Source organism: Ferrimonas senticii DSM 18821, from assembly GCF_000422665.1.
Taxonomy (GTDB): Bacteria; Pseudomonadota; Gammaproteobacteria; order Enterobacterales; family Shewanellaceae; genus Ferrimonas; species Ferrimonas senticii.
Genome location: NZ_AUGM01000018.1, coordinates 20,866 through 36,467 on the forward strand (window position 1 = coordinate 20,866; position 15,602 = coordinate 36,467).

11 protein-coding genes are annotated in these 15,602 nt (G+C 52.8%); 5 read left to right on the forward strand and 6 right to left on the reverse strand.

Annotated elements, in window-relative coordinates:
* Positions 1-38 precede the first annotated feature (38 nt).
* Positions 39-800 carry a hypothetical protein gene (locus G506_RS0110480; protein ID WP_028116822.1) on the forward strand — a complete coding sequence of 254 codons (762 nt, stop codon included), beginning with the start codon at positions 39-41 and terminating at the stop codon, positions 798-800.
* Positions 801-1,316: 516 nt separating this feature from the next.
* Positions 1,317-5,192, forward strand: a complete 3,876-nt coding sequence (locus tag G506_RS21030) for a hypothetical protein (protein ID WP_169628098.1) — start codon at positions 1,317-1,319, stop codon at positions 5,190-5,192.
* A 66-nt stretch (positions 5,193-5,258) separates the two neighbouring features.
* Here G506_RS21030 and G506_RS0110490 read toward each other — a convergent pair whose 3' ends face one another.
* Positions 5,259-6,269 (reverse strand): isocitrate dehydrogenase, encoded by a 1,011-nt coding sequence (locus G506_RS0110490; protein WP_028116824.1) that lies wholly within the window; start codon positions 6,267-6,269, stop codon positions 5,259-5,261.
* A gap of 176 nt (positions 6,270-6,445) precedes the next feature.
* Between G506_RS0110490 and G506_RS0110495 the strand changes: the two genes are divergently transcribed.
* Positions 6,446-9,163, forward strand: coding sequence for an alpha/beta hydrolase family protein (locus G506_RS0110495; protein WP_035387251.1), 2,718 nt, complete (start codon positions 6,446-6,448; stop codon positions 9,161-9,163).
* A 125-nt stretch (positions 9,164-9,288) separates the two neighbouring features.
* On the opposite strand, the gene G506_RS19480 is transcribed toward G506_RS0110495, so the two are convergent.
* Positions 9,289-9,690: a DUF3192 domain-containing protein gene (locus tag G506_RS19480; RefSeq protein ID WP_051202056.1), complete on the reverse strand. Its 402-nt coding sequence runs from the start codon at positions 9,688-9,690 to the stop codon at positions 9,289-9,291.
* A gap of 287 nt (positions 9,691-9,977) precedes the next feature.
* On the opposite strand from G506_RS19480, the gene sstT reads away from it, so the two are divergent.
* Positions 9,978-11,198 carry a serine/threonine transporter SstT gene (gene sstT, locus G506_RS0110505; RefSeq protein WP_028116826.1) on the forward strand — a complete coding sequence of 407 codons (1,221 nt, stop codon included), beginning with the start codon at positions 9,978-9,980 and terminating at the stop codon, positions 11,196-11,198.
* Between the two features lie 92 nt (positions 11,199-11,290).
* The gene (locus G506_RS0110510) at positions 11,291-11,854 is read left to right on the forward strand and encodes a GNAT family N-acetyltransferase (RefSeq protein ID WP_035387252.1); all 564 of its coding nucleotides are present in this window, start codon (positions 11,291-11,293) and stop codon (positions 11,852-11,854) included.
* Here G506_RS0110510 and G506_RS0110515 read toward each other — a convergent pair.
* The 4 genes from G506_RS0110515 to ppnN all read right to left on the reverse strand — a co-directional run bounded on the left by G506_RS0110515 (position 11,851) and on the right by ppnN (position 15,599).
* Positions 11,851-12,663, reverse strand: coding sequence for an MBL fold metallo-hydrolase (locus G506_RS0110515; protein ID WP_028116828.1), 813 nt, complete (start codon positions 12,661-12,663; stop codon positions 11,851-11,853). The two genes, G506_RS0110510 and G506_RS0110515, sit on opposite strands and share 4 nt — an antisense overlap.
* Before the next feature lie 106 nt (positions 12,664-12,769).
* Complete coding sequence (locus G506_RS0110520) at positions 12,770-13,462, reverse strand: SDR family oxidoreductase (RefSeq protein ID WP_028116829.1); 693 nt, start codon at positions 13,460-13,462, stop codon at positions 12,770-12,772.
* A gap of 26 nt (positions 13,463-13,488) precedes the next feature.
* Positions 13,489-14,247 (reverse strand): flap endonuclease Xni, encoded by a 759-nt coding sequence (gene xni / locus G506_RS0110525; protein WP_028116830.1) that lies wholly within the window; start codon positions 14,245-14,247, stop codon positions 13,489-13,491.
* A complete protein-coding gene (ppnN, locus tag G506_RS0110530; RefSeq protein WP_028116831.1) occupies positions 14,244-15,599 on the reverse strand; it encodes a nucleotide 5'-monophosphate nucleosidase PpnN in 1,356 nt (451 codons plus the stop codon). The genes xni and ppnN overlap by 4 nt, the downstream gene beginning before the upstream one ends.
* Between the last annotated feature and the right edge of the window lie 3 nt (positions 15,600-15,602).

A 15,602-nucleotide genomic window follows, 5' to 3' on the forward strand; every position in this document is an offset into this window, starting at 1 on the left:
CTCGGCGCCGTGGCGCCGAGCACCAGTGAGAGACACCAATGAGCTTTGTGGCTTTTAATTACGACTTCAAAATCGGTCGAAAACAACACACTGGCGAATTTCAAACCGTAACTGGTATGTACGCCGGTGGCTCCATTGAAACCACCACAACCACCGAAAATGGCACAACGTCGACTCGGCATAACACCACCATCAACGTGCGAACCGTGGATGGCAAAGTTAAATCGGTGGTTAAGAGCGGTAAAATTAACATTCCGGGCAGCTCCGCGGTAACCATCTTCTACTATCCGAAAGGCAGTTACCTATATCCCTATGATGTTTACATTCACGATACTGAGAAACTGTATTCGCTAGGTAAAGCGGAGCAGAAAGGGGCACGTCGAGCTCTGAGCGGTTGGAACCCGCTGCAACGTTTGTGGGGGCGCTTGATCGATGCGGTTTATATCGTATCGATGTTTGCGTTAGCGCTGTTGGCATTTGGTTGGTCTGAGCGCGTGATGCGCTTTGAGGATCTGTACTGTTTCCTGATCGCTGGCGCCGCATTTTTCGCTTCAGCTTATGCCTTGGTGATCCCCGCTCGCTGGCTTGGCGGTACCTTCAGCTACTACGGTATGCTGGAAGCGGAACTCAATAAACTGGGTTTTGCGCGGGCGGCAGAAATTGATCGTCAGCTTAATCAAGGTCGCAATCAGGTCGACGACGTAGACCATGGTGCCGGCATGAGCTTCGCTGACGGTACGGTACTTTCTGCGACTAGCTCTGGTCAGTCGGAATCTGCCGACTTTAAACCGATGTTTTAGCGCCAGCAACGTGTAAGCAAACACCACTGAAGCCCCGCAGTTCAACCTGCGGGGCTTTTCGTTTATTAGGGCGTGTTGACCTTTGCCGTATATTTTTGCGCCCATCATTGGCTACTTTTGAAAGCAACTTGAACTTGGTCGGTTTGTATTGCTGATCCGTGGTCACTGAGGGGCGCCTTGCAGGGTCGGACTAGCAGCTGTCACTCTTCGTCATACGATTTCGACGTAGAGCGACTATGCCTTCAATCGCAATCCTCGATTGACAGCCGCCATCCTCGACCAAATTATGAACATCAAACGTCAACACGCCCTAGTAACTCAATAACTCAATGAAATTTTCCAATTTATTTAAATAGATTGATCGGCTATTTGTTGATTAATTTAAGGTTATTAGTGGCTTATTTGTTTGTTGATGACGGCGTAAATCTTTTAAGGTCGCTGACTTGGCAACTGTACCCTACGCTTTGCGATGCTGGATTATTAACTTGGGCTAATTCACGCCAAATTGGAGTGCAGATGAACCGCGTCCGTTTGATTACGACAAGCCGCTTGACCGTGTACCTCTGTGGATGGCTAGCCTTGCTGATAAGCATGTTACCCTTTACCGATGCGGCGGACTCGGTCGGCTTTAATGGCAGCGGTGGTCATGGCCAAATTGAGCCGTGGCAACCACAGGGGGATTACAAAATTGTCGCGTGGTTGTCGGAATTAAATCCAAATGCCGATGCAAAGACGATGCTGTTAAGTAATAGTTTGAATTCAAACTATCTAATGTTCACTCATAATTCATTGCAACTGCAATTTGGTGGCAGTTATCCAGGTATTTGGAATAAGTTTAATTTTAATCAAACCAATTATTTAGAAGTTGAAGTCAGTGACGGCAAATTGATTGCCAGCGATGGCGATAGCGTGGCCAGTGTCAGCAACGCGGCGATTGTGCCAACCCAAAGCCGCTTTGATTGGCTGTTCCGCCGTGGTGGCGGCTACTCTCGCGGTTGGCTCGATGGTTTGGCATTGATTGATCTAGAGAACCCAGACAATTCGCGAGCCTACGCTTTCGACCGGCAACGTGGAGTGGTGCAGGTTGGCGGTCAAGCCGATGCGAAAGCACTCATCAACGTCGGCGAACAAGATTGGCGCAGCAGTTCGTTGGTGATCGAAAATCCGATGCCAAGTCACTTTGATGATGAGCAATGGCTACAAGCTTTTTATCCAGACCAAGTTGCACCGGATCCCGACGATGGCAAACCGCCACTGCAAACATCGCTGGCGACGGTGCAATTTGATGGCAAGCAGAGTTATGCCGCGATTGATGCCTGGGTTCCGTCCGGCAAATTTACGGTGATCGCTTATCTGGACAAGGTTAATCCCAATGTTGGCACCTTGAATATGCTGCTAAGCAGTTCCAACACCTCGGAATATTTGGCATTTAGCCATAACAATGTGCAGGGTAAGTGGGGCCCAAGTTTTCCCGGCATATGGAACAAATTTGCGTTCAATAAAACCAACTATATCGAGATAACCGTCGACCACGGCAGCATGCAGGTGAGCGATGGCATCGCCACCGCCAGCGTAAAATCGACGGTGATCGATCCAACTTCGGTAGCCTACGACTGGGTGTTTCGCCGAGGCGGCGGATTCTTCTTGGGAGCGCTGCAGTCGTTGACCCTCATTGACCACAGCAATCCGAAAAACTCACGCTCCTATGCGATGGATAAGCAGCTGGGAATGCTCGAGGTAAACGACAATGCAGGACAGTTGTACGGTCTAACCCAAAGCAGTTGGCTGGCAGCGCAGCGAACCATTGAAAACCCCGCGCCAGATCACTTTTCTGCTGCGGCCTGGCAACGAGTTTATGGTGTGGACTCCAGCACCGATCCTGATACCGGTGTGCCTGATCCTGATCCTGATCCTGATCCTGACCCTGAGCCCGACCCCAACCCCAACCCAGACCCAGACCCCGACCCCGACCCCGATCCTCCAGCACCGAAGTTGCAGTACGCCGTTAGCTTTGGTGACAAAAGTTACGCCGTGATCCCCAAATGGCGCCCAAGTGGTCGCTACAAAGTGATCGCCTATCTGCGTGGGTTAAACCCAGATCCCGACAGCTACAGCTTTTTGCTGTCCGATTCTTCGAATAATAACTATCTGTCGTTTAACCATAAATCGGTTAAAGGCCAGTGGCAGAACAAGTATCCGGGGATCTACGGCAAGTTCGATTTTGCCAAACACGGCTATATCGAATACCTGATTGAAGCGGGCAAAATGACGGTGACCGATGGCTATGCCAGCGCCTCTGTCAGTAATGCGGCCATCAATCCCACCTTACTGAGCTTTGATTGGATATTCCGTCGTGGTGGCAGTTACTCCACTGCCACGTTGCAATCGCTGACGTTGCTCGATCTGCAGCGGCCAAGTAACTCTCGCTCGTACACCTTTAATCAGCAGCAACAGTTGGTGGAGGTTAATGGCCATGATGGCGAGTTGATTGCAGTCGCCGCCGATCGACTGCTGACCAGTGATCTGCAGATCGACAATGTCGCGCCGGATCACTTTAGCGAGGATAAATGGCAGGCGCTGTATGGTGGCGGGGGGCCATCAGTGCCAGATCCTGACCCAGAACCAGAACCGGATCCTAATCCTGACCCCGAACCGGACCCAGATCCCGATCCTGATCCGCTGCCACCACCGCCGGTTCCCGATGGTGGCGAGGAACTCTACCTGTCTGATAATAAGCGCGAGTTGCGCTTTAATGGTCGTAATGCCTATTTCGATTTTCAGCGTTGGGCGCCCGCTGCGGCTTATCGTGTGGCGGCCTGGGTTAAACCACAGGATCAGCAACCGGTCTATATCGTCAGCGGCGGTGATGGCTATCTGGCAATCACCAACAGTGACTTTATCGGCGTGTTTGATGGCCATCAAATTCGGATGGCAAACCTATTCGCCTTTGATGAAACCGGTTACGTCGACATTTACCTCAAGCGAGGAGCGATTACCGTCAGTGATGGACGGATCCACAACACCGTGGTTAGTTCTCGCATCGATTATCAGGCCTACGATGTGTCGATGCGTTACGGCAACGATTACAGCGCGGCGTTATTGCAGGGATTAGCGTTGATTGATTACTCCAATGACGACCGGATGCGCGCCTACAGTTTCGATGACAGCTATCAGATCCAAGAAAACAGCAGCGCGCCAAGCCGTGAGAATCGTTTGCATGGGATCAGCGATAACGATTGGCAGCCACCGAGCTTTGGGGTGTTTGCGCCGCAAGGAGCGATCCGTAGTCAAGCGGACTGGGACAAGGAGTTTGCCCACTATTCACGCCGTGGGCGACCGCTGCTCAGCGGCACTAATGGTAATGATAACGACAGCTTCCCGTGGCACGGGCACTATTGGTTACGTGCTTACCTGATGATGGCAGCCACCTATGAGGACGATAAGTACCTCGATTATGCCGTCGAACTGACGGAGCACATGCTCTATTACACTGACGCTAAGCGGGCCAAACGCGGCGAATTGAACATTGCTAAACAGCCCTATGCTAACGCCCCGAAGGCCTACTTGTTGGATAGACGGTTGGTGGGTGACGGCTGGCGCCGTCCCTTTAACGGTTATCGTTTGACGGTACTGACCGATGGGCAAGTGCTCAATGCCATTATGCGGGTGGTGGATTACATTAAAACCCATCAGAAACAGGACTATATGGCGCTAGCCGATGATTTCTTGGCACAGGCCCAAGCGATTGTTAATAACCACAATAGCTCGTTTAGTAACTCTAAAAACGCCGAAGTCGCTGGTTCCTATTTCTATGTCAACGACAAGAACGACCTGTTTGGTAACGGCGGCTTGTACTCCAACCCGTTGCCATACAATCACAACCTGACCTTAGCGGTGGCGATGATCTACATCGATAAGTGGCAAGAAGGCGGCGATGCGGCGATGCGCGCTAAGGTCGAGGAGATTGTCCGTTTCTTCGAATCGCACCTGCAATACGGTGACGATGGCACCTGCGAGTGGAATTACGCTTTTGATGTGAATGGTAATGTTAAGCCAGAAGACAGCAGTCATGGCCATATGGATGTCGGCTTTTTGCTGGTAGCCAATCAAGAGGGGTATGTCAGCGATGATCTGTTGCAGTGCATGACCCTAACCCTAACCGAGCGGGTATTCGTTGCCCCCGGTGTGGTTGCGTACGATGTACTGGGCACGGGCATCGCCAGCGAAATGGATCAGTTGGCGCTAACCTATGATTGGTCTGACTTAAGCCGGATTGACCCTCGGATCCAGCAGATGAGCCAATTTGTGTTGTACAACTTTGGTGATCCCGATTGGTCGCGAGCGTTCTTTGGCTGGGCTACCCAACTGTATTGGCAGCAACACGCAAACTAGCTTTGGTCGTTAGTAACAAAAACGCCAACCGGTATGCGGTTGGCGTTTTTGGTGGTGTAGCCAAGGTTAACGCAGACGAGCGATGATGGCGTCAGTAAAGGCTTTGGTTCCGGCGTTGCCGCCTAGGTCTTTGGTGACACACTCACCGGCGGCGATGGTGTCTTGGACGGCGGTGCGGATCAGTGCCGCCTTGTCGCCCATGCCAAGGTACTCCAGCATCTGAATCGCCCCCAGAATAATTGCGGTTGGGTTGGCTAAGTCTTGGCCGGCGATGTCGGGGGCACTGCCATGCACCGCTTCAAAGATAGCGCTGTTGTCACCGATGTTGGCGCCAGGCGCCATCCCCAAACCACCCACCAAGCCTGCGCACAGGTCTGACAAAATGTCGCCAAACAGGTTGGTAGTAACGATGACATCGAATTGGGAAGGATCCATCACCAACTTCATGCAGGTGGCATCAACGATCATCTCTTCCGATTGAATGTCTGGGTAGCGTTCGCCCACTTCACGGGCCACTTTCAAAAACAACCCCGAGGTAGTCTTCATTATGTTGGCTTTGTGAACCGCGGTGACTTTTTTGCGACCCTCTTTGCGTGCCAACTCATAGGCAAAGGTACAGATCCGCTCGGCGCCCTCGCGGGTGATGATGCTTTTGGCTTCCGCCAACAGGCCATCTTCACTGATGATCTGGCCGGCACCGGAATACATCCCTTCGGTGTTTTCCCGAACGGTGATGATATCAACGTTGTCGTAACGGGCTTGGGTGCCTTTAAGTGACAGCACCGGACGGACGTTAGCATACAGATTAAACTGTTTGCGTAGGCTGACGTTAATTGAGCTAAAGCCAGCACCAATTGGGGTGGTTAGTGGCCCTTTCAGGGTTGCCGGGTTTTGGGCAATTAAATCGAGGGTTTGCTGTGGTACCAGTTCGCCATACTTTTCTAGGGCAGCAAGACCGGCATCAGTGTAGTCGTATTCAAAGTTACAACCGGCCGCATCTAAAACTTTGACGGTGGCCTCGACGATATCAGGGCCAATGCCGTCTCCGGGGATAACGGTAATGCGAGTAGCGGACATAGTGACTTCCTTCCACGAGTGTCGTGTGTTTTTATGGCCCGCCTCTTATCCTTATCAGCAATGACAGGGTTGGGGGGCTTTGTTAGCATGAGCGCGCTAAGCATACCGACTTTTACTCAAGTCTTACAGGCGATTAGCTAATTTGACACAACAGCGGAACGTAAAAAGGGGCCGAGGTGATAAAACAATTTACAACGTCATTGACGCTGGTGATGTCGATGCTGGCGGCAGCAGCAATGGCGAAGCCGATAACGCCAGCGGTGATCATGGATTTCCAAAGCCTAACGCAGCCAGTGCTGTCTGATAATGGCGCGACCCTAGCCTACGTGGCGGCGCCGGATCGTGGCGATAGCATCGGCAAATTACAACGGATTGGCGGCAATTTGTTCTCGATTGACGGCGGCAGTGCACCGATACTGAGTGCCGATGGTCAGTTTGCGCTGTTTGTTATTGAACCGCCGCTGTTGGCGCGTGAAAACGCCGATGCCCAAGCGCGCAAAAAGCTGAAAGCCGACCGGGTGCTGATCGACAGTCAGAGTGGTCAGATGATCCGTTTTGAGCGGGTCAAACAGGCGTGGTTTAGTGCCGATGGCAAGCGGCTGCTGTTGCTGCATGAATTGGCCGAAAGCCAACAGCCTGATAGTAAAGAGGCTGAAGACAACGACAAAGCTAAGCTGGGTACCAGTTTGACGGTGCGTGATCTTGCTACGGGCAAAACCCGAATGGTCAGTCACGTGCGGCAAGTGGTGATGGCAAAAGACGCTAACGTTATCGCCTACAGCACCGCCACCGATAATGGTGCCAATGGCATCTATCTGCTCAATGGCGATCTCAGCTCTACCGAAGTGCATCGCCAAGCTGGACACATCAGTGGCGACATTACCCTTAGTGACGACGGCCAGTTGCTGGCTTTCAGTTGGGGCAACCGTGATGAGGCTAAGCGCCAACGGCAGCACCAAGTGGCCATTTTTGAAGTGGATGAAGATCTGCGCTGGCTGGATGTCAATCACGCTGATTTTATTGTCAGTGGCTACAGTGAACTGACGTTTTCTGCCGACAACCAGCGTCTGTTTATCGGCCGTCAGGCGCGCCGTCCGAGAGTGGATAAGCCCGCCGAATTTGCTGACGCCCAAGCGCTGCAAGACATCACGCAGCTGCAAAACAAAGCCGATCTGGTGTTGTGGCATGGTGACGATCCGCGGATTAAGACCCATGAGCAAAAGCAGTTTGAGGATGAGTTTAAGCGCCAGTTCCTTGGGGTTTGGAACCTCGACCAAGATGAATTTGTGCAGTTAGCGGATCCGCAACTCGAACAGGTGCTTGTCAGTGATAATGGCCGCTACCTGCTGGGATCTTCCGATCAACTCTATCGGCGCATGCAAAGCTGGGCCGGCAGTTACCGTGACTGGTATCTGGTTGATATGAACAACGGCCAACGCCGTTTGCTGATAACCCAAGCCAGTTGGAACGACAGCCCGACCTTGGCAACCGATGACAGTGCGGTGGCGTGGTACGTGCGTGGCGAACTGTTCTGGCACGACATTAAAGCCAACAGCACCAGCAAAGTGGGGCCGGGCTTCGCCAATGAAGATCATGATTATCCGAGTCCAGCACCAAGCTACGGCTTTGGCCCGTGGTTGGCGGATGGCCAAGGGCTGATCGTTTACGACAAGTACGATTTGCATCTGCTGCAACGGGATAAGCTTAAGCCGCTGACCGAAGGGCGTCAGCGTCAGGTCAGCTATCGAGTGGTTGAGCAAGATCCACAGCTAACACTGTACCCGTTAGCAAGTCCGCTGCTGCTGCACAGTACTAATCAGATCAGCCGCGATGAGGGACTGCATCTGCTTAATATCGCTACCGGAGCGGTAAACCCTTGGCGCCAGTATCAGGGTCGTATTCGCTTTGTTAGCAAAGCCAAAAACAGTGCTGCAGCGCTGTACAGCCAAGAGCGTTATGACCAATTCCCCGATCTCTATCTGGCCGAGGGTAACCGCGGCGATTTGACCCAGGTGACCTTCTTGGGCAAACAGTTGGATGATCTAGACTGGGGTAATGCCAAACCGGTGCAGTGGCGCAATGACCGCGGTCAAGATCTCACTGGGGTTGTGATTACCCCTGAAGGTTGGGATGGCACAACGCCGTTGCCGACGGTGGTCTATTTCTATCGATTGATGGGGCAGTATCTGCATCGATTCCCGCAGATGGCGCTTAATCATCGACCGAACTTCCCTTGGTACAACTCGCAAGGTTTCGCCATCTTTATGCCAGATGTGAAGTTTGCCATTGGTGAGCCGGGCGCCTCGACCAAATCGGCGTTGCTGTCTGGGGTGGAACGATTAGTCGAGTTGGGGATCACCGATCCCAACCGGGTTGGCCTAAATGGCCACTCCTGGGCCGGTTATCAGGGCGCGCAGTTGGTGACGCAGACCGATGCCTTTGCCGCGGTTGTCGCCGGAGCGCCGGTGTCAAACATGACTTCGGCTTATACCGGTATTCGCTTAAAAAGTGGCCTTGGGCGGCAATTTCAGTATGAAGCCGGGCAAAGCCGTATCGGCGTTAGTCTGTACCGGGCGCCGGAACTTTATCTGGAAAATAGCCCCGTGTTTAATGTCGACAAGATCAATACGCCGATGCTGATCATGTTCGGCGATCAAGACGATGCCGTGCCATGGCAACAAGGGATAGAGCTGTACTTAGCGATGCGGCGGTTATCTAAGCCGGTGGTGATGCTGCAATACCAAGGGGAGCCGCATCATCTGAAGCAGTATCCCAACAAGGTCGACTATGCGCTTAAGACCATGGCGTTCTACCAACATACCTTGCAAGGCAAACCGGCGCCGCAATGGTGGTTGAACGGCCAGCCATGGCGGCAACCGGATCTTAAGCAATAACCGTTAGCTATTTGTAAACGCCGGCTCATCTGAGCCGGCGTTTTATTATCAAGGCTGACGTCATTCGAACGTCGCCACTTTTTAGCGATGAGTGACAACCAAAGTTCGAACCACTGTGCGGCCGCTTACAGCCGGGTGATGGCGAACTTGCCGGAAGCCGACTGACCCCACTCCACCAACTTGCCATTTTTAAACAGCAACGGCGTGGTCTCGTCGTGGCTGGTTAAACCATCGCTGCGACGATGCTGGGTTCGGTAGCGTAGCAGTAACCATTGATTGCCATCTTGGTCGGTATGCGCTTCGGTAAAGTCGGCACTACCCAGCTGGTCCATAATCTCGAGGTTACTTTTGCCATACTCCAAACGGCTGATAAGCTCCGCGTTTCGCTGTTGTCGCTGCTCCCAATCTTGCGGTTCGGCCACTTGATACTGCTGTTGCCAGAGACCATAAAGGGCGGTACTTGAGAGTAATATCGCCACTGACGACAGGCTTATCTGCAGCAGTTGGCTCAGTTTTATCTTGGTCAAAACGACAACCTTACAGCGATGGCAACTGACGTAAGTGTAGTGCGAGCTGGTAATGGTGTTGTTAAGCCGCCAGCAAGCATTGATATGGCCTACCTATGTTGTTGTAAATCAATCGATAATTAACTGATAGGGGTGATTCAAAGGGGATTGCGGTGAAGCCCGCATTAATCACTGTTGGTTATCACAAACCATAGACAGCCATAGTGAAAAATTGTTAAAAGTCAGAGCCTAACCGCAATAGCAGCGGTAGTTGAAAAACAAAAAAACATTACAAGTGAAGTTAAACCATGAACCAATTACAGTCAGTTGCAGCTAAGTTTGCCGAAGGCAGCCTAGTGAAACAGATCCTCGTTGGTCTTATCGCCGGTATTGCCCTAGCAGCATTGGCGCCAGAGGCCGCTAAATCGGTTGCCGTACTCGGCAACTTTTTCGTATCTGCATTAAAAGCGGTAGCACCGATCTTGGTGTTTATTTTGGTGGCGTCCTCCATCGCCAACAAAAATCCAGATCAAGCCACCAACATGCGTCCGATCATCGGTCTGTACTTGCTCGGTACTTTGGCCGCATCGGTCACTGCGGTAGTGATGAGCTTCATGTTCCCAACTACCTTGGCGCTGACTGCCGATGCCGCCTCGGCTAATCCGCCAGAGGGCATTGGTGAGGTTATCAACACCTTGCTGTTCAATGTCGTTGACAACCCAGTTAACGCGCTGATGACTGGTAACTTTATCGGTATCCTTGCGTGGGGTGTGGCACTGGGCTTATCGCTGCATCGCGCCTCTGATGCCACTAAGCAGGTGTTTAAAGACGTTTCTGACGGCATCACCAGCATTGTTCGAGTCGTGATCCGCTTTGCGCCGTTCGGTATTTTTGGTTTGGTGGCAAACACCATCGCCACCACCGGCTTTGACGCTCTGTGGGGCTACAGCCACCTACTGGCGGTTCTGCTGGGGGCAATGGCTCTGATCGCCTTCGTACTGAACCCAGCGATCGTATTTTGGAAAACCAAACAAAACCCATACCCACTGGTGTTCCAATGTTTGCGTGAAAGCGGCGTGACCGCATTCTTTACTCGCTCTTCTGCCGCTAACGTGCCGGTAAACATGGCGCTGTGTAAGAAACTGGGCCTGCATGAAGATACCTACTCGGTGTCAATTCCACTGGGCGCCACCATCAACATGGCGGGTGCGGCGATTACCATCACCGTGCTGACCTTGGCGGCGGTGCACACTCAAGGTGTGGAAGTGGATCTGGCTACCGCAGTATTGCTGAGCGTGGTCGCGGCGGTTTCCGCTTGTGGTGCCTCTGGGGTAGCTGGCGGTTCACTGCTGCTGATCCCACTGGCTTGTTCGTTGTTTGGCATCAGCAATGACGTGGCGATGCAGGTAGTGGCGGTTGGCTTTATTATCGGCGTAATCCAAGATTCCGCTGAAACCGCGCTGAACAGCTCTACCGACGTGCTGTTCACCGCCGCCGCAGACATCGCAGCAAACAATCAAAAAGCGTAATCTATCCAAATAAAAATAATAAGATACGTTTGATTTGATGCAGTAACGCCCCAAGCTAAGAACCCTTGGGGCGTTTTGTTTTTTGGGCAGTCATGAAAGTAACTATTGATAATCGGCTCACCTTGGCGCTGCTTGAACCTAGGTTTGCCAGCGAATTTTGGCAACTGGTGCAGCAGCAGCGGGGCTATTTAAGCCAGTTTTTGGCGTGGCCAGAGAAAGCCTTTGATGTAAGTTTTTTTACTCAGTTTATCGAGGCTAAGCGACACGAGTACGCGATTGGTAAGTCGTTGACGATGGCGATTTTGCTTGAGGGTAAGGTGGTCGGTTGCGTTAGCTTTAATGAAATCAACAAGAGCCTCAGTAAAGCCAGCATAGGCTATTGGCTTAGTCGCGATGTACAAGGGCAGGGGATTGTCACCATGGCGGTGGCGAAGTTGATTGAGTTGGGGTTTAACCACTGCAAACTGGCAAAAGTAGAGCTCGCCGCCGCCACTGACAACATCGCCAGCCAAGCGGTTGCAGGCCGTTTGGGGTTCACCCTAGAGGGCACCATTCGTCGCGCCGAAAACCTTAATGGTCGGATTGTTGACCATCGTTTTTATGGCTTGTTGAAGTCCGAATGGTTGCGTCAGCAAGGTGCTGATCAAGCCAATTAGCTTAAGTCGGTTACCGCTAAGGCCGAACGCACTAAGTTGGTTTTACAAAAGTTGTAGCCGGTGACCAAGCCCACCATATCCTCTTTGCCAAGCAGTCGTTTGACAATTTGAGCCAGCGGCAGCCCTTGCTGTTGCAGCGATTGGGCGTGTTGACACAGTTGCCGCAGGTTATCGAGCTTCTCTGCTAAGGCGTTGTGGCCGTCGGTAACCGGGCCTCGGTGGGGGCAAAGTAGCGTGTCAAAATCCAGTGCCAGTACTTTGCGTAAACTGGCCATCAGTTCATCGAGGTTTTCATCGCTGCGAAAATAGCGGATGGTTTTTGACAGATACAGATCGCCAGAGAACAGGTAGCCTTGCTGCGGTAGGTAAAAGCAGGTGAGATCCCGCGCATGCCCTGGGGTATGCACCGGCATAATACGGCTACCGTTATCCAACACTAAATCATCGGCAAACGGCTGGGTCTCGACCGGCTTGGGCTTACCCCAAAATAACTGCTGTAGCAGCGGCGTCTTGTAGCCATTTCGCAGCTTATCGAGCGCCTGGGTTGGCGCGTACGGGATCAGCTGATACTTGGCGGCGATGGCGGCTCCGTTTGCCGCATGATCTTCATGATGGTGAGTGATCAACAACTGCCGTGGCGGGCGCTCGGCAACAAATTGCTCGACCTCTGGCCATTGATTGCCTGGGCCGGTATCAAACAGGGTGTCGCCGATGCGGTAGACGATAAAGGTGGTGTTGATCCCTAAGTTAAAGCGGCCAACCCGAGCTCCTTCCACTAAGTCATGCTGATAGCGTTGTCGAACTGGCATGGCACCACCTTGCAAGTAAACGATTAATTTAAACGTTTGTTTAACCTAGGGGGCGAGGCGGGGAAAAGCAACTGATGGGATCATTCCCATCTCGAACTGCGGCTCACTACCAAGCCAATTCGCTGCCGTCATAATTAATGAATTTGCCGCTGTCGGCTAAGGTTAACTGCTCGATTACATGCGCCATACCGGCTACGGAGGTAGCGGCGTCGATGTGCGCTTGTGGCCCGCCCATGTCGGTTTGCACCCAGCCAGGGTGCAAGCTGACCACCGAAATACCTCGAGGACCTAGATCGCGGCTGAGGCTCATAGCGATGGCGTTGACCGCCGATTTGGAGGCACGATAGAAGTAAGCGCCGCCTTTTTGATTATCACTGATGCTGCCCATTTTCGAGGAGACAATGGCGACTTTGCTGTTGCGCTCGAGGTTGCCGATAAGGCTTTGCACCAGCAGCAGCGGAGCCAACACATTAACCTGCATCACTTCGCTAAACCCTTGTGGGGTGACTTGGCCAAAAGGGACGCCCTTGGGGCCATAGGTGCCGGCGTTATTGATCACTAGATCAAGCGCTCGGCCCTGCAAATAATCACTAAGGCCGTTGAATTGCTCTGGCTCGGTGACGTCCAAGCCAACCAACTCCAACTGGCCCGGATGCCGCTCTGACAGTTGCTGTAACGACAACGCTTGCTCGGGGGCGCGGCAGCAGCCGATCACGGTATCGCCAGCGGCGAGGTAATGACGGACAAATTCCAAGCCGATGCCACGGTTGGCGCCGGTGATCAATACGGTGTTATTCATGGCAACTCCCTCGCTATTTTCGCCGTTTAACTGCGGATCCGAAATTGGTTCAGATTGAGGTTTAGTGGAATATCACGGCGCAGTCGCACTAATTGATAGCTAAGACGGGCTACCTCGTGGTGCTGCGTCAGTTTTTGTCCCAGCTTGCCCTCTGGCAATTGCTGGTAAATTGCTGCCAGATTGGGCTGTTCACTAAGCAGTTGTTGCGCAGTCTTTTTTCCGATCCCAGGTACCCCTGGAATGCCATTGCCGCTGTCGCCAGCCAATGCCCAAAAGTCCAGCAGTTGCTGACAAGGAACGCCGATTTTGTGCTCGATCAGCGCTGCATCAATCGCTTCGCCTTGAAAGTGATCCCACTGTTGGATCTGGGCGCTATGCAGTTGTCCAAAGCCTTTGTCGGTAGAGAGGATCAGCACTTGGCCCTGATGCTGGGCGATTTTATCGGCGATGGTAGCGATGATGTCATCGGCTTCGACATCGGCTTCTAAGACCGAATGAACCCCGTGCTTTTCCAGTGCTTCGCGCAAGCTTGGCAATTGCGCGGCGAGATCCGCTGGCATCGGCTTGCGGTGTGCCTTGTAGTCGGGATACAACGCCTTGCGCCAACTGTGTTGATGGCCGCCATCCCAAACTAGGATGGCGTGGCTAGGCTGGTGGAAGTTTAGCGCTTTGGTTAGTGCTTGCTGACAACGTTCAAACAGCGCCTGACTGTCGTTTTCTGGCACGGCAGCGTGGATCCGGCGGATCAAATTTAAGGCGTCAATAAGCAGCAGTTTGATGGTCATCCAGTGTGGATCTCGTAGCAGGGGTGGTAGTCGCCTTGAAGTTTCATTCTTCCCTGGGCAACAAAGGCAGCCAGCAGCTTATCCATGCGGGTCATCATCGCTGGATCGCCACTTAACTGGAATCGGCCGTGGCGTTCTATCGCTTTGATGCCACTGGCTTTTACATTGCCGGCTACGATACCAGAAAAGGCTTTGCGAAGGTTACCGGCGAGCACCGCAGGGTTACTGCCCGGGGTGAGCGCCAGATTGGCCATCGCGTCGTGGCTGGGCTCAAACGGCAGTTGAAATTCAGGCTCGATGGTCAGTCCCCAATTAAAGGCGTAGGCATCGCCGGTCAGTTTGCGATGGGCGCGCACTTGCTCGGTGTGCTGTTTTAGATAGCGGGCGACGGCGACCGGATCATCAATGATAATATGGTAGCGACTGCGGGCTTGTTGGCCTAAGGTCGCGCCAATAAACTCGTCTATCTCGGCAAAATAATCGGCGCTGCTGGCTGGCCCCGTCAGTACCACTGGCATCGGTTCGGCGCGATTGTGCTCGTTGAGCAAGATCCCAAGCAGATACAACAACTCTTCGGCTGTGCCGACGCCACCGGGAAAGATCACTATGCCGTGGGCGACGCGAACAAAGGCCTCTAAGCGCTTCTCAATATCGGGCAAGATCACCAGTTCATTGACGATCTGGTTTGGTGGCTCGGCGGCGATGATTGATGGTTCGGTTAGGCCAAGGAAGCGACCATCTTTGAGCCGCTGCTTGGCATGGGCGATCGCCGCCCCCTTCATTGGCCCTTCCATAGCACCTGGACCGCAACCGGTGCAGATGTTGAGATCCCGCAGGCCTAACTCAAAACCGACTTCGCGGGTGTAATCGTATTCGATGTCGTTGATGCTGTGGCCGCCCCAACAGACGATCATATTGGTTTTACGACTGGGGGTGATGGCTTTGGCGTGGCGCAGGATCTCAAACACCACATTGGTGATATGGCGGGCGTTAGAGAGGTTGATGTGCGCCAAATTTTGATAGCGGTCATTGATGTACAGCAGGTCCCGCAACACCGCAAACAGATGCTCTTGAATCGATCGCATCAGCTTGCCATCGACCAACGCTTCTTGCGGCGGGTAATCCAACTCTAAAAACACCCCGCGCTCTTGTTGGCGCAGGCGAATTTGAAAGTTCTGGTGCTGATTGAATAGGGCGCTGCTGTCGTCGCACTCAATGCCGGCGGCCAGCACCGCCAGTGAGCAGGAGCGAAACAGTTGATAGAGATCGGAACTGGCGCTGGCTTTTAACCGCTCCACTTCCAGTTGAGACAACTGATCTAAGCTGCCTTTCGGTCTGACGTGAATTTGCATGGG